Consider the following 21,151-nt stretch of genomic DNA (forward strand, 5'->3'; position numbering starts at 1 on the left):
ACGTGAACGACTACGAGGTACCCGAAGGCATCGACGTACTGCGCGTGTTCTGCGGCCCCGACGGGCGCCACGGCAACCCGCTCGGTGTCGTACGCGACGGGCGCCGGTACCCGGACAACGACTCCCGGCAGGCGCTCGCCCGGAAACTCGGCTTCAGCGAGACCGTGTTCGTGGACGACCCCGAACGCGGCACCGTCGACATCCGCACCCCCGGGCTCCGCCTCCAGTTCGCGGGGCACCCGCTGGTCGGTGCGGCCTGGCTGCTGGACCTGGAGATCCTGGAACTTCCGATCGGAGACGTGTTCGCCCGCCAGGACGGCGAGTTCACCTGGATCGGCGCCCGCCCGGAGTGGGTCCCGCCACGGAGGCTGGAGCAGTACGCGTCGGTGGCCGAGGTCGAGGCGCTGACGGGGCCGCCGCCGGGGGAGGGCTGGCTCTACGTCTGGGCCTGGGAGGACGAGGCCGCCGGCCGTGTACGGGCGCGGGCGTTCCCGCGCCGCGACGACGGGATCGAGGAGGACGAGGCGACCGGGGCGGCGGCCCTGCTGCTCAGCGCACAGCTCGGCCGCGCCCTCAACATCGCACAGGGACGCGGCTCCCAGATTCTCACCGCACCCGGGCCGGACGGCACGGTGGAGGTCGGGGGCCGCGTCCTGCTGGCCGCACGAGGGGTCAGGCGCTGAGCGGGAACACCTCGCCCAGCTCACGGAAGACCGCCGTGTTCAGCGCGAAGGCGCGCTTGCACTCGTCGATGATCCGCTGCTTCTCCAGATCGTCGGCGTTCACCGCGTCCAGCAGTTCCCGGTAGTCCCGCTTGAAGGCGGCCGGGTTGGAGATCTGCTCGAAGACGTAGAAGCGGACCCCGTCGCCCTTGCGCTCGAAGCCCCAGGTCTTCTCCGCCGTGCCCCGGATGATCTGCCCGCCCGACAGGTCGCCGAGGTAGCGGGTGTAGTGGTGCGCTATGTACCCGGCCGGCCAGTCGCGGGCGCACTCGGCGACCCGCCCGGCGTACGCGGCGGTCGCCGGGAGCGGCTCCAGGCCCTCGCGCCACCCCTCGCCCCGCAGATGGGCCAGGTCCCGCTCCAGCTCGGCCCCGCGCATCAGCTCCGGCCGGACGAAGGGGCCCGCCACCGGGTCCTCGCGCAGCGCCTCGGCGCCGTCCTCCAGGGCCCGGTACACGAACCACAGCTGCTCCGTGTAGCGCGTGTACGCGTCCACCCCGAGCCGCCCGCCCAGCATGTCGCTCATGAAGGACGAGGACTCCGCCTCGGTGTGCTGCTCGTGCGACGCGGTGCGGATCAGCGTCGAGAAGGGCGTACCGGCGGCGGTTGCGGCGGTTGCGTCCAAGGGGGGCCTCCGGGGGAGCGGGGGGAGCGGACGTCCGTACGGACACGGACATGCCGGACGTGCGGATACGGGCGGGCGTACCGGAACGGTGAAGACGCGGGAGCGCATGGCCGTTCCGATAAGCTGATCCTCTTACTTAGGTTTACCTAAGTCAACATGTTCCCGACTCCTTGTCGGTAAAACGCCGGAAAGAAGGAGGGGGCGGTGACCGTCCTGACGGTCACCGCCCCCTCCTCGCGCGGCATCCGCCCACCCCGGCCCCGGCCGGGGTGGGGCCGGGGCGGGGGAGGCTCAGGGAAGGGTCAGGATGTCGGCCCCGGTCTCCGTCACCACCAGGGTGTGCTCGAACTGCGCGGTCCGCTTGCGGTCCTTGGTGACCACGGTCCAGCCGTCGTCCCACATGTCGTACTCGTGCGTCCCCAGCGTCAGCATCGGCTCGATGGTGAACGTCATCCCCGGCTGCATCACGGTCGTCGCCTGCGGACTGTCGTAGTGCGGGATGATCAGCCCGGAGTGGAACGAGGAGTTGATCCCGTGCCCCGTGAAGTCCCGCACCACGCCGTAACCGAACCGCTTGGCGTACGACTCGATGACCCGGCCGATGACGTTGATCTGCCGCCCGGGGCGCACGGCCTTGATCGCGCGGTTCAGCGCCTCACGGGTCCGCTCGACCAGCAGCCGCGACTCCTCGTCGACGTCCCCGCAGAGATAGGTGGCGTTGTTGTCGCCGTGCACCCCGTCGATGTAGGCGGTGACGTCGAGGTTCACGATGTCCCCGTCGCGCAGCACCGTGGAGTCGGGGATGCCGTGGCAGATCACCTCGTTGAGCGAGGTGCACAGGGACTTGGGGAAGCCCCGGTAGCCGAGGGTCGACGGGTACGCCCCGTGGTCGATCATGAACTCGTGGGCCACCCGGTCGAGTTCGTCGGTGGTGACCCCCGGCGCGATGTGCTTCGCGGCCTCCTCCATGGCCTGCGCCGCGATCCGCCCCGCGATCCGCATGCGCTCCACGGTCCCGGGGTCCTGGATCTCGGGTCCGGTGTACGGGGTGGGGGCGGGCTTCCCCACGTACTCGGGGCGCCGGATCTTCCCCGGAACGGAACGGATGGGAGTGATCTCCCCAGGTGCGAGAAGCGACTGACCAGACATGTCGGCGAGTCTAACCAGCACCCCCGGGGCACCATGGCTGCGAGGAAAGGAAGCGGCGATGGCCCTGTTCAAGAAGCGTACGGTCGGCAAACCGGGCGAATGGTACTACTGCCTGGTCCACAAGAAGGTCGAGGAAGGCCCCGAGTGCCCGGCGAAGGACCGTTTCGGCCCGTACACCACCCGCGAGGAGGCCCAGCACGCGATGGACACCGCGCGTGAGCGGAACCTCGAATGGGAGAACGACCCCAAGTGGCACGACCGCACGGACGAGACACCCGGCGGCCCCTGAGAGCCGGGCCCCGGGAGACGGCCCCTGAGAGCCGACCTCTGGGAGACGACCCCTGGGAGACGGCCCCTGAGAGGCGCCCCCCGGGAGTCGGCTCCTGAGGGCCGCCCCGCCGCCCCGGTGCGGGGACGGGGCGCGCGCCGTCACCGGCGGGGGCACGCGCTCTCACCGGCAGGGGGACGCGCTCTCACCAGCGGGGCGGCGGCGGTGCCGTCAGCTGGTCGGCCAGCCGGGACAGCCGGTCCCGGAACGTGCCGCGCCCCCGGCCGGCCGGTGCGACGTTCTCCCCGGCCGCCGCGCTGACCAGGTGCTGCACGGTGTCCAGATCCACCTCGTCCGCGTCGGTCACCGTCAGCGCCTCGTGGGCCAGCGCCTGGATCTCCGGATCACCGCCGTCCAGCGCCAGCACGGTCGCCCCCGCCCGGCGCGCGTCGTGCACGCGTTCCAGCAGCGCGCCGTCCGGGGCCGCCGGGGCGACCATCAGCAGCGTCTCGCCCCGGCCCGCCGCCTCGATCCGGCCCAGGCCCACCGCCAGATGCGCCGGGTCGTCGGGCCTGGCCCGGTGGCGCACCAGGGTGGGCCGCAGCTCCGGCAGGCCCGCCCAGGTGGACTCGTCCACCAGGTGGGCGGCCAGGTGCCACGGCTCGTACACCGGGGTCCCGACGAGCAGCAGCCCGCCGCCGTGCGGGACGACGGAGGAACGCAGGGTCCGGGCGAACTGCCGGGCGGCGGTGGGCCACCGGGTCCCGGCGAGCACCTCACGCAGCAGGGCTACACGTACGGCGTCCATGGCCCGGCATCATGCCGCCGCCTGCCGCCCCGCGGGGGCCCGACGCCGGTATCCCACCCGAACGGGGACGCGCCACGGCCGGTACGGGGACGCGCCACGGCCGACGGGGGAACGCGAGGGCGCGTGAGGGCGTGCGGGGCCGACGCGGTGACGGATCTCGCACAGCGGTAACAGCGCGCGGATCCTCCGGTACCCCGCAGTAGTGTCGAGGCCATGACTACGCATGACAGTGGAAGCGCACCCAAGCCCCCGGCCAAGGACCCCTGGGACCTCCCCGACGTCTCCGGCCTCACCGTCGGCGTCCTCGGCGGCACCGGCCCGCAGGGCCGCGGCCTCGCCTACCGCCTGGCCCGCGCCGGACAGAAGGTCGTCGTCGGCTCCCGCGCCGCCGACCGCGCCCAGGCAGCCGCCGCCGAACTCGGCCACGGCGTCGAGGGCGCCGACAACGCCGAGTGCGCACGGCGCAGCGACATCGTGATCGTCGCCGTCCCCTGGGACGGGCACGCCAAGACGCTGGAGTCCTTGCGCGAGGAACTCGCCGGGAAGATCGTCGTCGACTGCGTCAACCCGCTCGGCTTCGACAAGAAGGGCGCCTATGCCCTGAAACCGGAGGAGGGCAGCGCCGCCGAGCAGGCCGCCGCCCTGCTGCCCGGCTCCCGGGTCACCGCGGCCTTCCACCACCTGTCGGCGGTCCTGCTCCAGGACGAGTCGATCGAGGAGATCGACACCGATGTGATGGTCCTCGGCGAGGCCCGCGCCGACACCGACACCGTGCAGGCGCTCGCCAACCGCATCCCCGGCATGCGCGGGGTCTTCGCGGGCCGGCTGCGCAACGCCCACCAGGTCGAGTCGCTGGTGGCGAACCTGATCTCGGTCAACCGCCGCTACAAGGCACACGCGGGCCTGCGCACCACCGACATCTGAGGCGGAACGGACCTCCCCCAGGGCGAACCGAAACGGGCATGAGGGACACTGGACGGGACCGCGCACCATCCCCGGACAGGAGCGAACCCCCTCATGCCCCGCCTCGCCCTCTACTCCCTCGCCGTCTGTGTCCTCGCCGTCGTGGCCGCCGTGGTCTCCTTCGCCGAGGGCAGCTTCCTGGGCATCGTCTGGGTGCTGCTGGCCGGCCTCTCGTCCAACATGGCGTGGTTCTACTTCCGCAAGCACAAGGCGGAGAAGGCCGCCACCGCGGCCCCGGCGGCCTGAGCCCCCCGCCTCTCCCGGACACACCCGGGGCGCCTCTTCCGGAGGCCCGGGACGTTCCTTCCGGACGGTCCCGGGGCCGTTCCTTCCGGACGGTGCCGGGACGCGTCACCCGTCCAGGAGCGCCGCGCACCCCGGGTGTGTGTCACCCGTCCAGGAGCGCCGCGCACCCGGGGTCCTGGTCGCCGAACCACTCCTGCCAGAAGCGGTAGACGTCCAGCCCGCAGTACGTCTCGACCTCGCCGACCCCCAGCCCCCGCAGCACCGCGTCCACCGCGTCGAAGAACACCGCGTTGACCTCCGGGACCCACAGCAGTCCGAACACCGCGAGCAGCCCGAACGGCGCGAAGGGCTCCACCTGCCGCCGGATCCGGTACGGCAGCCACGGCTCGACCACCCCGTAACCGTCCAGCCCCGGCACCGGCAGGAAGTTCAGGATCGCCGCCGTCACCTGGAGCAGTGCCAGGAACCCCAGCGCGAACCGGAAGGCGAGCGGCACCCCGTCCAGCCCGCCCAGCCAGAACGGCGCCGTGCACACCACGGCGAACAGCACATTGGTCAGCGGCCCGGCGGCCGAGATCAGGCTGTGCTTCCACCGCCCGGAGATCCGCCCCCGCTCGATGTAGACCGCGCCGCCCGGCAGACCGATACCGCCCATGATCACGAACAGCACGGGCAGCACGATGCTCAGCAGGGCGTGCGTGTACTTCAGCGGGTCGAGTGTCAGATAGCCCTTCGCCTCGACCGACAGGTCCCCGCTGTGCAGGGCGGTCCGGGCGTGGGCGTACTCGTGGAGGCAGAGCGACACGACCCAGGCCCCGGTGACGAAGAGGAAGACCGCGAACCCGGTCTGCTCGGCGAACCCGGTCCACACCGCCCACCCGGCCACGGCCGTCACGGCGGCGATCCCCAGGAACAGCGGACTGATCCTGTTGTTCCTGCGTGTCACGCTCATGTGCCCTCCACCTCGGACGGACCGGGCGGCCCGCTCGGACGAGGCTAAGCGCTGCCCCGTGACTGAGGGACCCTGACGAGGAGGGCGTTCGGCCCGTGGTGCCCGGCACGTCCCTCGCGTGCGCCGCAGAGAAGGTGCCGCAGACGTGACGAACAGGATATTCGGGAATTCTGGAAAACTTCAAGATCAAACTTAAACATGACAGGTACGTGACATATGACACTCCCTCGCCTATCACGGTATGGGCACTTCGGGTCAGTTGTTCCGTTGCGGCTCCGTCTTTTCCTGCGCCAAGATCATCTCCCGTAAACGCGTCTCACCACTGGGAAGTCACATGCGACGGATTACTTCAATTCTTGCCGGAATTCTCCTGCTCCTGGGCGGAGGTCTCGTCATGGCGCCGTCCGCCAGCGCTGCGGCCGCCGGTGCCTACGGATGCGCCGGGAACCAGATCGACTCCTACCAGGTGAAGACCAGCGGTGGTGCGGTCTACGGCAACATCTACCTGTACTACGACTCCTCGACCGGGAAGAACTGCGCGGTCAACGTGGCCACGAGCGCAGGCGCGTACGGTAAGCCCACCTTCAAGTTCGTCATGCTCGTGAAGTGTGTCGCCGGTACCTCCGCGGGGTCCACCTGTGTGCAGGACACCTACATCCAGGACCCCACCAACACGGGCGTCAACTACAGCCAGTACGCCGGTCCCGTCAGCATTTCCGCTGCCGGCCGGTGCATCTCGGTGACGGGCATTATCAGCCTTTCCAGCGGACCGACCTCCTCGCAGGCCGCTTACACCGGCAATGCGACCCACTGCGGGTGATCACGCTTTCCTCCGGCGGCCCGGCGGTTTTCCGCCGGGCCGTTCTTTTCGGTGCCCGAGGGATTTTTCGGTGCCTCGGGGTCTTTTCGGTGCCTGAGGGGATTTTCGGGGGGCGGCGGCGCGGCCGGCCCGTACCTGGGCGCCGGATCGCCGGACCGCCTCAGGGCGCGGGCTCGATGTTGTCGGCGGAGGTGGCGAACTCGATGCCGCCCGCGGGCCGGATGTGGGCGATGCGGCGGATGCCGCCCCGGTGGTGTTCTCGGGTGACGGCGACGAGTTCGCCCTCGGTGCGGCTGGGGATGTCACGGACACGGGTGTGGAGCAGGGGATGCGGCTCGTGTCCGGTGCGCTCGGTGGGGCTCACGTCTCGTCCCCGGTCTCCGCGCTCCGGCGGTGGCCGTCCTCGTCGCACCGGTCCAGGAAGGCGGCCCACCCGCGTTCCGCGCGCGCCATGAGGGCGGGGCTCGGGGCGGACGGCGGTACGGGGGCTGCGAGTTCGTACACGTCGGTGTCATCGGGGTCGTGCGGCTCACACGGGTTCATCACGTGGGGTTCTTCCTTCGAGTGCCATGTCGGGCGGGGGCCGAGTGCCTGGTGGCCGGACGCCAACCGACTGCGGTGCGTGTAGACCTAACCGCGCTGCGTGCCCGCACGGGTACCGTGGAGAGGAGGGCACAACATAAATCCCATAAATCCGCGGGGAGATGACGTGACGGAAGCGTCCGGCAAGCAGCGGAACGAAGCACTCCGCGGCCTGCTCCGCCAAGCGGACTGGTCGGAGACGAAGCTCGCGCACGCGGTGAACAGGCTGGGAACCGAGGCGGGAATGAGCCTGACCTACAGCCAGCCGTCGGTGGCCGCCTGGATCAGGGGATCCCAGCCGAACGAGCGGGTCAGACCCCTGGTGGTCGCGGCGTTCGAACGCAAGCTGGGACGACCGGTCACCTACGCGGAACTCGGCCTGATCCGACCGGAATCGGCGGCGGGTGCCGAATCGTGTGACACCGTCGAGTCACTGCTCGATCTCGGAAAGGACGACATGAACCCTTCCCGGCGCAGCCTCCTGGCCGCGAGTGTCTACTCGGCCGCACTCTCCGTCCCGCTCTTCGCCGATGTCGCGAACGCGGAGGAACGGGAGCGCATCACCGGTCCCACCGCCCGCATCGGCCAGGGCGAGGTCGATGTCGTCCGGCGGATGACCGGCAAGATCGCGGACATCCTGGACGAACTGGGCGGCGGCCACGCCCGCCCCATGGCCGCCGCGTTCCTGGTGAACACCGTCGCTCCGTACCTCCGCGCCGGTGCACGCGAGGCGGTGCACCGGGACATGCTGTCGGCGGCCTCGGACCTCACGTACCTGACGGGCTGGATGGCCATGTACGAGCGGGCGCACGGGCTCGGCCAGAAGTACTACCACCAGGCGCTGAAGCTGGCCGGGGAGTCCCAGGACCAGCTCACCTACTGCCGGACGCTGCGGGGGATGAGCCTGCAGGCGTCCAATCTGCGCCATGGCCGCAAAGCCCTCGACCTCGCGGACTCCGCCGCCGAGGCCGCCCCCAAGGCGGGGCCCCGGCTGGTCGCCTTCCTTCGGGGCCAGCAGGCCCACGCGTCCGCCATGGTGGGAGACCACAGGACCGCGTTCGCCAGACTCCGGGAGACGGAGGCCGCCCTGTCGAAGGCGGACTCCCGGCGTGAGGCGGTGGGAGGCTACGACCGTGCCGCGTACCTCTTCCACGTCTCCCACGTCCACTACGAGGGGCGGGACCTCCTGGCCTCCATCAGCGCCCTGAAGCAGTCGGTCAGAGCCATGCCGCGCCAGGAGCGCCAGGGCCGTCTGCACGCCAACGCGGTGCTCGCACAGCGGCAGTACGAGCTGGGACACCTGGACGAGGCGTGCGCCTCGTGGGGCACCTTCCTCGACGACTACATGGTGCTCTCCACCTCACGGGGGGACGAGCACTTCGAGAAGATGCGCACGAGCCTCGCGCTGCACCCCCGGGCACGCCCGGTGCGCGGTCTGGCCGAGAGGGTACGGACGGTGGCGGCGCTGAAGGGGTGACCGGTCCCGGCGGGTGCGGTCCGGCCGACAGGGGCACGGAAAAAATTCCGGGAAAAGTTGTCGGGGGATGTCGAGACCGTGTTTCCTGCTCCGACCAAGGGGTGACAGCGCGCCGACGGGGCGCGCGGGACACGAGGGGACACCCGCAATGAAGTACGTCGCGATGATCTACGGCAACCAGGCGAAGTGGGACTCCTTCCCGGCCGAGGCGTGGCCGGAGGCGATCGCCAAGCAGGAGGCGTTCAACGCGAAGTACCGCGAGAGCGGTGAACTGCTGGGCGCCTACGGGCTGGCCGACGCGGCCGACGCCCAGCTGGTGCGGCGGCGGGACGGGGCGCCGGTGGTGACCGACGGGCCGTACCTGGAGACGAAGGAGTACATCGCCAGCTTCTACATGCTCGACTGCGCGTCCCTGGAGCGGGCGCAGGAGATCGCCGCGGACATGCCGTTCGCCGACACGGACCCGGTCGAGCTGTGGCCCGTACCGCACGAGTCCCCGGCGGACGTGTGAGCACCGTGCACCACGGGACGGAGGACCTGCTGCGCGAACTGGCGCCGCAGGTCCTCGGCGTGCTCGTCCGCCGGTACGGCGCCTTCGACACCTGCGAGGACGCCGTACAGGAGGCGCTGCTCGCCGCCGCCCTGCAGTGGCCCGGGGGCGGTGTCCCGGACAACCCGCGGGGGTGGCTCGTCACCGTCGCCTCCCGCAGGCTCATCGACCAGGTACGCGGCGAGGCCGCGCGCCGGCGCCGGGAGGAGGCGCTCGCCCTGGCCACACCGCAGTCGGCGCTGGTCGGGCACGCGGCCGACGAGAGACCGGCGGCGGACCGGGACGACTCCCTGGCCCTGCTGTTCCTCTGCTGCCACCCCGCGCTGTCCCCGGCCGGCCGGATCGCGCTCACCCTCCGGGCCGTCGGCGGACTGACGACGGCGCAGATCGCCGCCGCCTTCCTGGTGCCCGAGGCGACGATGGCCCAGCGCATCAGCCGCGCCAAACAGACGGTCAGGGGCGCGGGCGAACCCCTCGCCCTGCCCGAAGGAGCAGACCGGGCCGAGCGGCTGCGCGAGGTGCGGCACGTGCTGTACCTGGTCTTCAACGAGGGCTACACCACCACCGGCGGCACCGGCCTGACCGCGCCGGAACCGTCCACCGAGGCGATCCGGCTCACCCGGCTGCTGCACCGCCTGGTCCCCGACGACGCCGAGACGGCCGGGCTTCTCGCCCTCATGCTGCTCACCGACGCGCGCCGCCCCGCCCGCACCGGCCCCGACGGGGAACTGGTCCCGCTCGCGGAACAGGACCGCGGACGCTGGGACCAGGCACTCGTCGCCGAGGGGACCGCACTCATCAGCCGGGTGCTGCCACGCGGGGAGGCGGGCCCGTACCAGATCCAGGCGGCCGTGGCCGCCGTCCACGACGAGGCGGCGCGCGCCGAGGACACCGACTGGCCGCAGATCCTCGCCCTGTACGACCTCCTCGGACAGTTCGGCCCGAACCCGGTGGTCGCGCTGAACCGGGCCGTCGCCGTCGGCATGGTGCACGGCCCGGCCGCCGGCCTCGACGCGCTCGCGGATCCGGCGGCGGACAAGCGCATGGCCCGCCACCACCGGCTGCTCGCCACCCGCGCCCACTTCCTCGCGATGCTCGGGGAGACCGGCCCCGCCGCCGAGGCCTACCGCGAGGCCGCCCGCCACACCGCCGACGGCCCCGAACGCCGCTATCTCACCGCCCGCGCGCACCGCTTGGAGCACCCGGTGTGACCGGCCGGCGGCGGATGGATGATTCCGGCGGAGGAATACCGGTTGCCGCCGCCGGACCCGAAAAGGCGGCACCCGGAGGAATGCGGCCGGTCATCGGGTTTTCCGATTACGGAATCACACCGGTCACAGGATCTCGATCGCGTTGATCTTCGGAGGATTGTTCGGGTAGGTGACCACCCGGTGCCGCGGGATGTTCACCACGGAACCGTTGGCGTCATGGAGCCGGACGTCGTTGTTCCCCGTGGAGATCTTGTCGATCCACCAGCCGCCGAAGTCGGTCCTTCCGCGGTTCGCGTAGCAGTCCTCGCTGGTGATGCCGGTGCTGTGGTGCGACTTGATCCTCAGGAAGTCCCCCTGGTCGGCGCAGCTGACCTCGTTGATGGCGAAAGCCGTTCCGGTCGGAACGGTCAGGGTGAAAGCGGCGGCCGCGGCCAGTGCCGTGGCCATGGTGCGCGCGGTGGTCTTCAATGTGGAAATCATTTTTTATTCTCTTTCGGTGGCCTATGAATGCCCTGCACCGTGATTATGGCGCCGCACGGAGCGCGTCGGGCCTCTGCCGCACCCTGGAAAAAGAAATCCGCGGGAAAAGGGGATCCGCGGCCCGTCTCCGCCCACCGTCCCGCCCCCGCCGCCCCACCGTCCGGTGCCGACGCCTGCCGGAACGCGCGACACGGTCTCGCCGAAAGATTCCGGCCGATGGTGATCCGTGTCTGGATACGGTCGTTCGCGAGGGTGTGGGCCCCGTTGACCCGGTTGTGCCGTTCGGTCACTATGGCCCAATGGCTGGCCGGGCTGAACCCTCACTATTACGAGCCGTCACCCTGCTCGTCGTCCTGTCGGGGACGGTGGGCCTCTCCGGCTGCGGCGGCGGTGACAGCGGGAACAGCGGTGACGCCGCTCCGGGGCCATCCTCGTCCTCCCCGTCCGCGCCGGCGAGTCCGCCGTCCTCCGCCGTGGCGCCCCCGCCCCCTACGCCTTCCTGTGTCCCGGGCGACAAGGACTGGCTGGACAGCGCTCTGCTCGGGCACAGCGTGAGCGGCTATCTGCCCGTCGAGTTCGGCGGGCCGCCGGAACTCTGCGAACCCGTGACCGTCCACGTCGGCTATTTCGACGTCTTCTTCACCACTGCCATGGACGGGGCCGAACCGAAGCAGGGCTACACGGTGGAGACGGTCGACCGGCAGCGGTTCACCGTGGACGGCTCGGCACCGGTCAGGGCCGTCCCGCCCCCCGGCGGCGTCCCCGACTTCCCGTGCACCGGACGGCTGATGACCATCACGCTCGGCAAGCAGGTGGGACCCGGCGACATCGAGACCATCAGCTGGTCGCAGTACGAGGGGGACGACGTCGTCGGCAACGTGGGGATTTCGTTCAAGGAGAACGAGAGGATCGTCCGGTACGACCTGCAGACCCCCACCGGGCTCTCCGCCTGCTGACGCGGGGAACACCGACGGCGGGCGGGAAGGAAGGTGTCCGGGGAAGCGGCCCGGGATCCGCGCGGTCCGCCCTGCGTGCCACCCCGCCCGCACCCGTCGACCACAATGGGCGGGTGCACTACGGCATCCTCGGCACCACCCGGGCCCTTCGCGACGACGGCACCCCCGCGGCACTCGGCGGGGCGCGGCTGCGTGCCCTGCTGACCGTGCTCGCCCTGAGCCCGGGGCGTACCGTCCCCGCCGGGGTGCTGGTGGGCGAGGTGTGGGACGGGGACCCGCCCGCCGACGCGGCGGGCGCGCTCCAGGCGCTCGTGGGACGGCTGCGGCGGGCCATCGGGCGGGACGCCGTCGAGTCCGTGGAGAGCGGGTACCGGCTGGCCGCCGCCCCCGACTCCGTCGACCTGCACCGTTTCGAACGGCTCGCGGGGGAGGGGGCGCGGGCGCTGGAGGGCGGTGACGCGGTGAAGGCGCTGGCCGTCCTCGACGACGCGCTCGCCCTCTGGCACGGGCCGGCCCTCGCCGACCTGCCGGACCGGGCCGTGGCCGCCGCCCGCTGGGAGGCCCGGCGGCTCGACGCGCGGCGCACCCGGTGCGGGGCCCTGCTGGCCCTGGGACGGGCCGAGGACGCGCTGCCGGAACTGGCGGCGCTCTGCGCGGACCACCCCCTGGACGAGCCTCTGCAGGCGCTGCGGATCAAGGCGCTGGCGGGCGCCGGACGCGCCGCGCAGGCCCTCGCGGCCTACGACGAGGTGCGCACCCTGCTCGCCGACCGGCTCGGCACCGACCCCGGGCCCGGACTCCGCGCCCTGCACGAGGTGCTGCTGCACCAGGGCACACAGGGTCAGGGCCCACAACACCAGGGCCCACAGCACCAGGGCACACAGCACCAGGGCGCACAGGGCCCACAGGGCGCCGCCCGCACCGGACCCGAGCCCGCCCCGGCCCCCGCCCGGCGGGGCAACCTGCGGGCCCGGCTGACCAGCTTCGTCGGGCGGGAGGCCGAGATCGCGGCCCTGGGCGAGGACCTCTCCCGGGCCCGGCTGGTCACCCTGCTCGGCCCCGGCGGGGCGGGCAAGACCCGGCTGTCCCAGGAGGCCGCCGAGGCCGTCGCCGACGCCTGGCCCGACGGGGTGTGGCTGGTGGAACTGGCCCCGGTCGACGACCCGGCGGTGGTCACCGAGGCGGTACTGAGCGCACTGGGCGCCCGCGAGACCGTGCTGCGCGGAGCCGGGGCCGAAGGGCTCCGCGTGGCCGAACGCGGTACGGAGGGTACGGACGGACAGGCCCTGTCCCAGCTCACCGAGTACTGCTCCAAGCGCCGGATGCTGCTGCTCCTGGACAACTGCGAGCACCTGGTCGAGGCCGCGGCGCGGCTCGCCGAGCACCTGCTGGCCCGCTGCCCCGGCCTCACCGTCCTCGCGACGAGCCGTGAACCCCTCGGCGTCCCCGGCGAGACGGTACGGCCCCTCGATCCGCTGCCCGACCCCATGGCGCTGCGGCTGCTGGCCGAGCGGGGAGCCGCCGCCCGGCCGGGCTTCCGGACCGACGCGGACGAGGAGAGTGCCGCGGCCTGCGCCGAGATCTGCCGGCGGCTCGACGGGTTGCCGCTCGCCATCGAACTCGCCGCCGCGCGGCTGCGGATGCTCGGCCCGCGCCAGATCGCCGACCGTCTCGACGACCGGTTCCGGCTGCTGACCAGCGGAAGCCGTACCGTGCTGCCCCGGCAGCAGACCCTGCGGGCCGTCGTCGACTGGTCCTGGGAACTGCTGGACCCCGCCGAACGCGCCGTGCTGCGCAGACTGTCGGTCTTCGCCGGGGGCTGCGCGCTGGCCGCGGCGGAGGAGGTCTGCGCCCAGGAGGACGCGGCGGGGACCCCCCTCACCCCGGCCGAGGTGCCGGGGCTCCTCGGCTCGCTGGTGGACAAGTCGCTGGTCGTCGCGTCACCCGGGGACGACGGGGACATGCGCTACCGGCTGCTGGAGACCGTCGCGGAGTACGCCGCCGAGCGCCTCGACGAGGAGGGGGAGCGGGCCGCCACCGAGCGGCGCCACCTCGTCCACTTCCGCGAGCTGGCCCGCACCACCGACCCCCTGCTCCGCGGCGCGGGCCAGCAGGCGGCCCTCGCCCTGTTCCTGCGGGAGTACGAGAACGTACGCGTGGCGCTGCGGCACGCCGTGGCCGTCCGGGACGAACACGAGGCGCTCTGCCTGGCCCTGTCCCTCGCCTGGTACTGGCAGATGCGGGACCTGCGTGCCGAGGCCCGGCTGTGGACCGAGGCGGTCGCGGAACTCGGCCCCGACCCGTTCGCCGGACCCGTCGAACCCGCACCCTCCCTGTACGAACGCTGTACCGACAGCCCGCCGCCGATGGCCCCCGAACAGCTGGGGGAGGCGCGGCGCGGGCTGCGGCTCGTCCAGCTCGTCAACCGGGACCACACGGCGGACGACTGGATGTCCGAGGAGGGCAGGGGGCGGCTGAGGGCGATCGCCGCCACCTACCGGCCCGGCCAGCCGCAGACCTGCCGCACCCCGGGCTCGCTGTGGATGTTCGCCCTCCTGTTCACCGGTGACATCCAGCGGTTCCGCTCCGTTATGGACGAGACCGTCGCCACCTGCCGTGAGCTGGGATACGAGTGGGAGCTGGCCATGGCCCTCCAGATACGGGCCAACGCCCTCGCCAACCGGTCGGACTGGGAGAGCGAGGCACTCGCCGGCCCGCCGGCCGGAGCGGACAGCACGGGTGAAGCGGGCGGGACGGACAGGGCAGGCGGAGCGGACGGGGCTGGCGGAGCGGACAGGGCGGGCCGGGACGCCGACGAGAGTCTGGAGATCTTCGTCCGGCTCGGTGACGCCTGGGGCGCCGCGGAGGCCCTCGCCTCCCGGGGCGAGGCCAACGAACGCCGGGGCGACAGCGCGGCCGCCGCCGAGGACTTCCGCGCCGGGATCGCCTACGCCCGGCAGCTCGGCGCCCAGGCGCAGGTGGCCGTGCTGCGGGCCAGGTACGCCTCGGCGCTCTGCGAGACCGGCCGCGGCGAGGAGGGGGAGCGCATCCTGCGCGAGGTCCTCGCCGACGACCGGCACACGGGGTCGGAGTCCATGCCCGCGGCCCGGATCTATCTGGCGCTGTGGCTCGGCAACACCGGCAGGGTCACCGAGGCGCGGGAGCAACTGGACGTGCTTTCCGAGGTGTTCGCCTCGGACGCTGTCGCCCTCTTCGAGGGCTTCGTGACCGGACTGCAGGCCTGGCTGGACAACCTCGACGGCATCTACGGCCCGGCGCTGGCCGGATCGCTCCGCGCCCTGGAACGCTCCCAGGACGCGATGGCACAGATGGTGGCCCCCCACATGACCGCGCTCCACCTGGTCAGCGCGGCCTGGGCCCTGGCCGGTACGGGCGGCGCACGGCGCGCCGCCGACGCGGCCCGGCTGCTCGGGCTCCACGGGAAGCTGCTCCCCCCGGGGCACGCGCCGACCCTGGGCGAACGCCGGAACAGGGCCGTGGCCGAGGACATGGTGCGCGCCCAGCTGCCGGACGACGCGGCCTACGCGCGCGCGTACGCCGAGGGCGGCGGCCTCACCGTGGAGGAGGCCACCGCCCTCGTGGGCGCGTACGTCCGGGAGACGGACGCCGTGGGATGATCAGGTCTTCCTGCGGAACTTGCGGACCGCGAGCGGCGCCGTCACCGCGGTGATGCCGGCGGCCCAGGCCAGGGTCATCCACACCGAGTCGGCGACCGGGCCGCCCATCATCAGGCCGCGTACCGCGTCCGCCAGGTTGGACAGCGGGTTGTAGTCGGTGAACGCCTGGAGCCAGCCCGGCATGGTCTGCGTCGGGGCGAAGATGGACGAGCCGAACTGCAGAGGCATCAGCACCAGGAACCCCACTCCCTGAACCGCCTGCGGCGTCTTCATGGTCAGCCCCAGCAGGACGAAGATCCACATGATGGCGGCGCCGAACACCATGGCCAGCGCGACCGCTCCGAGCATCCCGGCCACCGAGGTGCCCAGCTCCATGCCGAGCGCGAAGCCCATGCCGAGCAGGATGACGGTGGCGACCATCATCCGGCCGAGCTCGACGACGATCTTCGCTATCAGGACCGAGGAACGGGCGATCGGCATCGTGCGGAACCGGTCCATGACGCCCTTGTTGAAGTCGTCGTTGACCCCGCTGCCCACCGCCGAGGCGATGTTCATGCCCATCATCGCCATCAGGCCCGGCACCAGGTAGTTCAGGTAGTCCTGCCGGTCACCGCCCAGGCTCCCGCCGATGGACCCGCCGAAGACGTACACGAAGAGCAGGGTGAAGACGATCGGCATCAGAAGGACGTCGAACATCGACTCCGGGTCCTTCTTGATCTGGAGCATGTTGCGTCGTGCGAGCGCGCCGATGTGCCGGAGGTTGGCACGCAGCCCGATCCTGCCCTCGCCCTGCACGGTCCTCACCGGAGCGGGGGCGGCGGGGGCGGGCTTCAGTGTCGTGGTGCTCATGCCGAGACCTCCTGGGGGACCGGGCCGGTGGGAAGCGTGTTCTTCTCGCCCGTGATGGCCAGGAACACCTCGTCCAGGCTGGGCAGCGCGGTGGCGACGTGGGCGAGGGAGAACCCTCCGGCGCCCAGCAGGCCGATGACCGCGGTGAGCTGTGCGTCGCTCAGGATCGGGACGTACAGCAGTCCTTCGTCCGGGACGGCCTGCGCGCCGCCGACCCCGTCCAGCCCCGCGTCCCGCAGTGACTGGGCCATGGCGGCCAGCTGGGCCGGGTCCGAGGGGCGGATCTGCAGAGTGCGGCCGCCGACCTTCGCCTTGAGCTCCTCCACCCCGCCGCCGGCGATGATCCGGCCCTTGTCGATCACCGTCAGCTCGTCGGCGAGCTGCTCGGCCTCCTCCATGTACTGCGTGGTCAGCAGTACGGTCGCCCCTTCGGCGACCATGCGCTGCACCTCGTCCCACACCTCGTTGCGGGTCCGCGGGTCGAGGCCCGTCGTCGGCTCGTCGAGGTAGAGGACCGACGGGTTGCCGATCATGGAGGCCGCCAGGTCGAGCCGGCGCCGCATGCCGCCGGAGTAGTCCATCGCGGGGCGCCTGGCCGCCTCGGTGAGGGAGAACCGTTCCAGCAGCTCGTCGGCGCGGGACCGGGCGGTCCTGCGGGACAGGTCGAGCAGCCGCCCGATCATGTAGAGGTTCTCCCGGCCGGAGAGCTTCTCGTCGACCGAGGCGTACTGCCCGGTCAGACCGATGGTGCGGCGCAGCTGCCGGGGCTGCCTGACCACGTCGTAACCGGCGACCACCGCGTGTCCGGCGTCCGGCGTGACCAGGGTGGACAGGCAGCGTACGAGGGTCGTCTTGCCGGCGCCGTTCGGGCCGAGCACACCGAGGACGGTGCCCTCGCGTACATCGAGGTCCACGCCGTCCAGCGCCTTGGTCCCGCCGTAGTGCTTGACCAGCCCCCGCACCTCGACGGCGTTCGGGCCGCTCCTGGGGTTCTTGTCGTTTCGCGTCATGTCCACCATGACAACAGCCGCCACCGACAAGTCACCGACATATCGCCGACAGTGCCACCGACAGTCTGCCGACACAGGCGACAGCCCGCCGATGGGGGATGTCGGCGGGCTGTCGGTGGTGCGGCAGTGGTCAGCTGTGCGTCAGTGGAACGTGTGCTCCGCGGCGGGGAAGGAACCCCCGACGACCTCTTCGGCGTACTGCTTCGCGGCGTCGCCGAGCACCTGGCGCAGGTTCGCGTACTGCTTGGTGAAGCGCGGCACCTTGCCGCCGGTCAGCCCCGCCATGTCCGTCCAGACCAGCACCTGGGCGTCCGTGTCCGGACCGGCGCCGATGCCGACGGTCGGGATGTGCAGGGTGCGGGTGACCTCGGCGGCCAGCTCGGCCGGTACGAGCTCCAGGACGACGGCGAACGCGCCCGCGTCCTGCACCGCCTTCGCGTCCCGCAGCAGCTGCTGGGCCGCCTCCTCGCCGCGGCCCTGCACCCGGTAGCCCATGGCGTTCACCGACTGCGGGGTCAGGCCGATGTGGCCCATGACCGGAATGCCGGCCTCGACCAGCAGGCGGATCTGCTCGTGGGAGCGTTCGCCGCCCTCCAGCTTCACCGCGCCCACCCCGGCGTCCTTGACCAGCCGGGTGGCGTTGCGCAGGGCCTGGACGGCCCCCTCCTGGTACGCCCCGAACGGCAGGTCGGCGACGATGAGGGCGCGCCTGGTGCCGCGTACGACGGCGGCGGAGAGCATGGTCATCTCGTCCATCGTGACGGGCACGGTGGTCTCGTAACCGAGGTGGCAGTTGCCCATCGAGTCACCGACGAGCATCACCGGGATGCCGGCCTCGTCGAACACGGACGCGGTCATCGCGTCGTAGGCGGTGAGCATGGGCCACTTCTCACCGCGCTCGGTGGCGGCGGTGACGTCGTGGACGGTGACACGGCGGGAGCTCTTGCCCCCGTACAGTGCCTTCCCCGCGGACGGGGCGGGGCCCCCGGGGGGAGGGGAGGGCTGATTCTGCGCAGCCTGAAGCGACATGGCCAACGGCTCCTTCGTCATCTCGAGGCGCCCTGACGGCGTCCCCGGATCCCTTCCATGGTGGCATCCCGCCTCCCCTCCCGGGAAGTGGGCCCGCACCGGTCCGCGGGAGGCCCCGCCGCGCGGGCCGGCGATGCGGGTTGGTGGCGCGGCCCGGCGGCGCGGGCCGGCCGGGGGCGGTCCGCGTGTCGGGACGGCGACGAGACGGTAAAGACTTTCCAATACGAGACGGTCTCGTATCGTATTGACGTTAGGGTCGTGGCATGTCCATACCGTCCGGCGCCCCTGTCGCCGCGCCCCGTGTCCCCGAGGCGGTCCACCGCCGCCGCTGGGCGATCCTCACCGTCCTCATGTTCAGCCTGCTCATCGTCGTACTCGACAACTCGATCCTGAACGTCGCGGTCAAGACGATCGCCGGCCCCGCGCCGACCGGCATCGGCGCCACCCAGAGCGAACTCGAGTGGGCGATCAACTCCTACACGCTCGTCTTCGCCGGACTGCTGTTCACGGCCGGACTGCTCGGCGACCGCATCGGCCGCAAGAAGGTGCTGCTCGGCGGCATCCTGGTCTTCGGCCTCGGCTCCGCCCTCGCGGCGTTCTCCGGCACCCCGGGCGAACTCATCGCCTGGCGGGCCGTGATGGGCCTCGGAGCGGCCTTCGTGATGCCGGCCACCCTCGCCGTCCTGATGAACGTCTTCGAACCCGACGAGCAGCCCAAGGCGATCGGGATCTGGGCCGGCAGCGTCGGCCTCGCCATCGCGATCGGCCCCATCACCGGCGGACTGCTGCTGGACCACTTCTGGTGGGGCTCGATCTTCCTGGTCAACGTGCCGGTCGTGGCCATCGCCCTGGTCGCGATGGTCGTGCTGGTACCCGACTCCAAGGACCCGGCGCCCGGCAGGATCGACCCGGTGGGCGTGCTGCTGTCCGTCGTCGGCCTGGTCCTGCTGGTCTACGGCATCATCCGCGGCGGCGAGCTCGCCGACTTCACCGACGTCACCGTGCTCGCCCCGGCCGTCGGCGGCCTGCTGGTCCTGGTGGTCTTCGTCCTGCACCAGAAGCGCAGCAGCCACCCCTCCATCGACATCTCCACCTTCCGCGACCCGGCCTTCTCCGCGGCCGTCGCCGCCATCGCGCTGGTCTTCTTCGCGCTGATGGGCGTCACCTTCTTCTCCGCCTTCTACCTGCAGAGCGTGCGCGGCTACAGCGCGCTCCAGTCCGGGCTGCTCATCCTGCCGCTGGCGGTCGCCCAGATGGTGTTCTCCCCGCGCGCCCGGCTGGTCGTGGACCGTTTCGGCGCCCGCGCCGTCTGCACGACCGGGATGCTGCTGGTCGCGGCGGGCCTCGCGGCGTTCGCCGTCTTCGACGCCGGCACCCCGGTCTGGGTGATGTGCGTGGTCTTCTTCGTCCAGGGCACCGGGATGGCGCACATCATGCCGCCGGTCACCGTCGCCGTGATGCAGGCGCTGCCCCGCGAACGCGCGGGTTCCGGCTCGGCGATCAACAACACCTTCCGCCAGGTCGGCGGGGCGCTCGGCATCGCGGTGCTCGGCTCGGTGCTCTCCACCGTCTACCGGGGCGACATCGAGGGCCACCTCGACGGGGTGCCGGCCGCCGCGAAGGACGTCGCGGGGGAGTCGATCGAGGCGACGCTCGGCGTCGCCGCACAGCTCGGCGAGGCGGGCAGGCCGCTGGCCGCCGCGGCGAACGACGCCTTCGTCGGGGCTATGCACGTGACGGCCCTCGGCTCGGCGGCGGTCGCCCTGATCGGCGCCCTCGTCGTGGGCCTCTTCCTGCCCGGCAGGGCCGGTGCGCAGGACGGCCCCCGGAAGAAGGAGGAACGGGAGCCCGCCCCGGCCGCCGGGGCCGGTTCACGCGGCTGACGGCCGGCGCCGCGGGCGGGCGGGTCGCCCCGCCCGCCCGCGGTCGGTGAGAATCAGGTCGGTACGGCGTGCCCGGCGCGGCGTACGGGTGAACGGCGCAGCGAGAGGTGACCCACGTGCAGGAGGCCCAGGACCAGTCGCGGGAACCGTCGCGGGACGGCTCACGCGATCACGCGCGGGACACCTCGCGCGGCCGGGCGCGGGGCACCGCGCCGGACCGGGCACCGGACCACGCGAAGGCCCCCTCGCCGCAGCCCCGCGGCGGCCGGGCGTGGGAGCCGTGCGGCGGACCGGACACCGGGCCCCGCCGGGGCCGCCCCCGCAGCGCCGCCGCCGAACGGGCCATCCTCGACGCGGTCACCGGCCTGCTGGAGGCGGGCGAACCGCTCGGAGCCCTGTCCGTCGAGCGCATCGCCCGGACCGCGGGCGTCGGCAAGGCCACCATCTACCGGCGCTGGAGCGGTAAGGAGGAACTCTTCGTCGACGTCCTGCGCGACATGGAACCCGCGGAACCCGTCCTCTCCGGCACCGCCGGCCTCGACGACCTGCGGATCCTGCTGGAATCCATGCGCACCCGCGGCGTCGCCCAGCGCTCGTCCGTCTTCCTGCACAACGTGTTCGCCCAGATGAAGAGCCACCCCAGGCTCTGGGCCGCCTACCAGGACACCGTCGTCGCCCCGCGCCGGGCCGCCCTGCTGGCCGCCGTGCGCCGGGCGGTGGACGCCGGGGAGCTCCGCGGCGACCTCGACGCGGAGCTGCTGAGCGACCTGTTCGCGGGCCCCGTCCTCGTACGCACCATCCACCGCCCCGACGCCCCGCTGCCCGAGGAACTGGTCGAGCACATCCTGAGTGCCCTGCTCCAGGGCCTGGCGCCGGAGGCGCGGGCCGCGGCGGACGGAGCGGGGCCCGCGCCCGTGTGACCGTTCTGTCACA

General features: G+C 72.1%; 22 protein-coding genes. 12 read left to right on the forward strand and 10 right to left on the reverse strand.

Features of this window, described 5'->3' with window-relative positions; all coding sequences use genetic code 11:
- The first annotated feature begins 2 nt into the window (after positions 1–2).
- Positions 3–683 (forward strand): PhzF family phenazine biosynthesis protein, encoded by a 681-nt coding sequence (locus CP967_RS24550; protein WP_150492029.1) that lies wholly within the window; start codon positions 3–5, stop codon positions 681–683.
- On the opposite strand, the gene CP967_RS24555 is transcribed toward CP967_RS24550, so the two are convergent.
- Together CP967_RS24555 and map are read right to left on the reverse strand one after the other, a co-directional pair.
- Positions 673–1,347, reverse strand: a complete 675-nt coding sequence (locus CP967_RS24555; protein ID WP_150490046.1) for a biliverdin-producing heme oxygenase — start codon at positions 1,345–1,347, stop codon at positions 673–675. The genes CP967_RS24550 and CP967_RS24555 overlap by 11 nt on opposite strands.
- Positions 1,348–1,638: 291 nt before the next feature.
- Positions 1,639–2,496 carry a type I methionyl aminopeptidase gene (gene map / locus CP967_RS24560; RefSeq protein WP_150490047.1) on the reverse strand — a complete coding sequence of 286 codons (858 nt, stop codon included), beginning with the start codon at positions 2,494–2,496 and terminating at the stop codon, positions 1,639–1,641.
- A 58-nt stretch (positions 2,497–2,554) separates the two neighbouring features.
- Here map and CP967_RS24565 point away from each other — a divergent pair, with 58 nt between their 5' ends.
- Positions 2,555–2,785, forward strand: coding sequence for a hypothetical protein (locus CP967_RS24565; RefSeq protein ID WP_150490048.1), 231 nt, complete (start codon positions 2,555–2,557; stop codon positions 2,783–2,785).
- A 184-nt stretch (positions 2,786–2,969) separates the two neighbouring features.
- Here the strand turns inward: CP967_RS24565 and CP967_RS24570 are convergent, their stop codons facing one another.
- Positions 2,970–3,572: a hypothetical protein gene (locus tag CP967_RS24570; RefSeq protein ID WP_150490049.1), complete on the reverse strand. Its 603-nt coding sequence runs from the start codon at positions 3,570–3,572 to the stop codon at positions 2,970–2,972.
- Positions 3,573–3,785: 213 nt separating this feature from the next.
- Between CP967_RS24570 and npdG the strand changes: the two genes are divergently transcribed.
- A complete protein-coding gene (npdG, locus tag CP967_RS24575) occupies positions 3,786–4,496 on the forward strand; it encodes an NADPH-dependent F420 reductase (protein WP_150490050.1) in 711 nt (236 codons plus the stop codon).
- Between the two features lie 93 nt (positions 4,497–4,589).
- Positions 4,590–4,781: a hypothetical protein gene (locus CP967_RS24580; RefSeq protein WP_150490051.1), complete on the forward strand. Its 192-nt coding sequence runs from the start codon at positions 4,590–4,592 to the stop codon at positions 4,779–4,781.
- A 142-nt stretch (positions 4,782–4,923) separates the two neighbouring features.
- Here CP967_RS24580 and CP967_RS24585 read toward each other — a convergent pair whose 3' ends face one another.
- A complete protein-coding gene (locus CP967_RS24585; protein ID WP_150490052.1) occupies positions 4,924–5,733 on the reverse strand; it encodes a site-2 protease family protein in 810 nt (269 codons plus the stop codon).
- 394 nt (positions 5,734–6,127) lie between these two features.
- Between CP967_RS24585 and CP967_RS24590 the strand changes: the two genes are divergently transcribed.
- The gene (locus tag CP967_RS24590) at positions 6,128–6,553 is read left to right on the forward strand and encodes a hypothetical protein (RefSeq protein WP_150490053.1); all 426 of its coding nucleotides are present in this window, start codon (positions 6,128–6,130) and stop codon (positions 6,551–6,553) included.
- Positions 6,554–6,713: 160 nt separating this feature from the next.
- On the opposite strand, the gene CP967_RS24595 is transcribed toward CP967_RS24590, so the two are convergent.
- Together CP967_RS24595 and CP967_RS24600 are read right to left on the reverse strand one after the other, a co-directional pair.
- Positions 6,714–6,917: a hypothetical protein gene (locus CP967_RS24595; RefSeq protein ID WP_150490054.1), complete on the reverse strand. Its 204-nt coding sequence runs from the start codon at positions 6,915–6,917 to the stop codon at positions 6,714–6,716.
- A complete protein-coding gene (locus tag CP967_RS24600) occupies positions 6,914–7,096 on the reverse strand; it encodes a hypothetical protein (RefSeq protein WP_150490055.1) in 183 nt (60 codons plus the stop codon). Before CP967_RS24600 ends, CP967_RS24595 begins: the two co-directional genes overlap by 4 nt.
- Positions 7,097–7,262: 166 nt before the next feature.
- Here CP967_RS24600 and CP967_RS24605 point away from each other — a divergent pair, with 166 nt between their 5' ends.
- The 3 genes from CP967_RS24605 (at position 7,263) to CP967_RS24615 (ending at position 10,373) form a co-directional block, all read left to right on the forward strand.
- Positions 7,263–8,612, forward strand: coding sequence for an NsdA family TPR-like regulatory protein (locus CP967_RS24605; protein WP_150490056.1), 1,350 nt, complete (start codon positions 7,263–7,265; stop codon positions 8,610–8,612).
- A 148-nt stretch (positions 8,613–8,760) separates the two neighbouring features.
- The gene (locus CP967_RS24610) at positions 8,761–9,123 is read left to right on the forward strand and encodes a YciI family protein (protein WP_150490057.1); all 363 of its coding nucleotides are present in this window, start codon (positions 8,761–8,763) and stop codon (positions 9,121–9,123) included.
- Positions 9,120–10,373: an RNA polymerase sigma factor gene (locus CP967_RS24615; protein WP_150490058.1), complete on the forward strand. Its 1,254-nt coding sequence runs from the start codon at positions 9,120–9,122 to the stop codon at positions 10,371–10,373. Before CP967_RS24610 ends, CP967_RS24615 begins: the two co-directional genes overlap by 4 nt.
- Before the next feature lie 123 nt (positions 10,374–10,496).
- On the opposite strand, the gene CP967_RS24620 is transcribed toward CP967_RS24615, so the two are convergent.
- Entirely contained in the window at positions 10,497–10,853 is a 357-nt protein-coding gene (locus tag CP967_RS24620; protein WP_150490059.1) for a beta/gamma crystallin domain-containing protein, read from the reverse strand.
- Between the two features lie 473 nt (positions 10,854–11,326).
- Here CP967_RS24620 and CP967_RS24625 point away from each other — a divergent pair, with 473 nt between their 5' ends.
- Together CP967_RS24625 and CP967_RS24630 are read left to right on the forward strand one after the other, a co-directional pair.
- Positions 11,327–11,809, forward strand: a complete 483-nt coding sequence (locus CP967_RS24625; protein ID WP_150490060.1) for a hypothetical protein — start codon at positions 11,327–11,329, stop codon at positions 11,807–11,809.
- A gap of 113 nt (positions 11,810–11,922) precedes the next feature.
- Positions 11,923–15,447, forward strand: coding sequence for an AfsR/SARP family transcriptional regulator (locus CP967_RS24630; protein WP_150490061.1), 3,525 nt, complete (start codon positions 11,923–11,925; stop codon positions 15,445–15,447).
- On the opposite strand, the gene CP967_RS24635 is transcribed toward CP967_RS24630, so the two are convergent.
- The 3 genes from CP967_RS24635 to panB all read right to left on the reverse strand — a co-directional run bounded on the left by CP967_RS24635 (position 15,448) and on the right by panB (position 18,335).
- Positions 15,448–16,296 carry an ABC transporter permease gene (locus CP967_RS24635; RefSeq protein WP_150490062.1) on the reverse strand — a complete coding sequence of 283 codons (849 nt, stop codon included), beginning with the start codon at positions 16,294–16,296 and terminating at the stop codon, positions 15,448–15,450.
- Entirely contained in the window at positions 16,293–17,315 is a 1,023-nt protein-coding gene (locus CP967_RS24640; protein ID WP_150492030.1) for an ATP-binding cassette domain-containing protein, read from the reverse strand. Before CP967_RS24640 ends, CP967_RS24635 begins: the two co-directional genes overlap by 4 nt.
- 132 nt (positions 17,316–17,447) lie before the next feature.
- Entirely contained in the window at positions 17,448–18,335 is an 888-nt protein-coding gene (gene panB, locus CP967_RS24645) for a 3-methyl-2-oxobutanoate hydroxymethyltransferase (protein WP_150490063.1), read from the reverse strand.
- Between the two features lie 263 nt (positions 18,336–18,598).
- Here panB and CP967_RS24650 point away from each other — a divergent pair, with 263 nt between their 5' ends.
- Both CP967_RS24650 and CP967_RS24655 read left to right on the forward strand, forming a co-directional pair.
- Positions 18,599–20,218, forward strand: a complete 1,620-nt coding sequence (locus CP967_RS24650; protein ID WP_150490064.1) for an MFS transporter — start codon at positions 18,599–18,601, stop codon at positions 20,216–20,218.
- Positions 20,219–20,334: 116 nt separating this feature from the next.
- Positions 20,335–21,138, forward strand: coding sequence for a TetR/AcrR family transcriptional regulator (locus CP967_RS24655; RefSeq protein ID WP_373300336.1), 804 nt, complete (start codon positions 20,335–20,337; stop codon positions 21,136–21,138).
- Positions 21,139–21,151: the final 13 nt, after the last annotated feature.

Origin of the sequence: Streptomyces nitrosporeus (assembly GCF_008704555.1) — a bacterium.
GTDB lineage: Bacteria > Actinomycetota > Actinomycetes > Streptomycetales > Streptomycetaceae > Streptomyces > Streptomyces nitrosporeus.

Bases quoted from the DNA above. Each gene is read 5' to 3' on its own strand.
- CP967_RS24590 (WP_150490053.1), top strand. From the start codon at position 6,128: ATGGCGCCGTCCGCCAGCGCTGCGGCCGCCGGTGCCTACGGATGCGCC.
- map (WP_150490047.1), bottom strand. From the start codon at position 2,496: ATGTCTGGTCAGTCGCTTCTCGCACCTGGGGAGATCACTCCCATCCGT.
- npdG (WP_150490050.1), top strand. From the start codon at position 3,786: ATGACTACGCATGACAGTGGAAGCGCACCCAAGCCCCCGGCCAAGGAC.
- panB (WP_150490063.1), bottom strand. From the start codon at position 18,335: ATGTCGCTTCAGGCTGCGCAGAATCAGCCCTCCCCTCCCCCCGGGGGC.
- CP967_RS24580 (WP_150490051.1), top strand. From the start codon at position 4,590: ATGCCCCGCCTCGCCCTCTACTCCCTCGCCGTCTGTGTCCTCGCCGTC.
- CP967_RS24585 (WP_150490052.1), bottom strand. From the start codon at position 5,733: ATGAGCGTGACACGCAGGAACAACAGGATCAGTCCGCTGTTCCTGGGG.
- CP967_RS24570 (WP_150490049.1), bottom strand. From the start codon at position 3,572: ATGGACGCCGTACGTGTAGCCCTGCTGCGTGAGGTGCTCGCCGGGACC.
- CP967_RS24640 (WP_150492030.1), bottom strand. From the start codon at position 17,315: ATGGTGGACATGACGCGAAACGACAAGAACCCCAGGAGCGGCCCGAAC.
- CP967_RS24600 (WP_150490055.1), bottom strand. From the start codon at position 7,096: ATGAACCCGTGTGAGCCGCACGACCCCGATGACACCGACGTGTACGAA.
- CP967_RS24650 (WP_150490064.1), top strand. From the start codon at position 18,599: ATGTCCATACCGTCCGGCGCCCCTGTCGCCGCGCCCCGTGTCCCCGAG.
- CP967_RS24620 (WP_150490059.1), bottom strand. From the start codon at position 10,853: ATGATTTCCACATTGAAGACCACCGCGCGCACCATGGCCACGGCACTG.
- CP967_RS24610 (WP_150490057.1), top strand. From the start codon at position 8,761: ATGAAGTACGTCGCGATGATCTACGGCAACCAGGCGAAGTGGGACTCC.
- CP967_RS24635 (WP_150490062.1), bottom strand. From the start codon at position 16,296: ATGAGCACCACGACACTGAAGCCCGCCCCCGCCGCCCCCGCTCCGGTG.
- CP967_RS24565 (WP_150490048.1), top strand. From the start codon at position 2,555: ATGGCCCTGTTCAAGAAGCGTACGGTCGGCAAACCGGGCGAATGGTAC.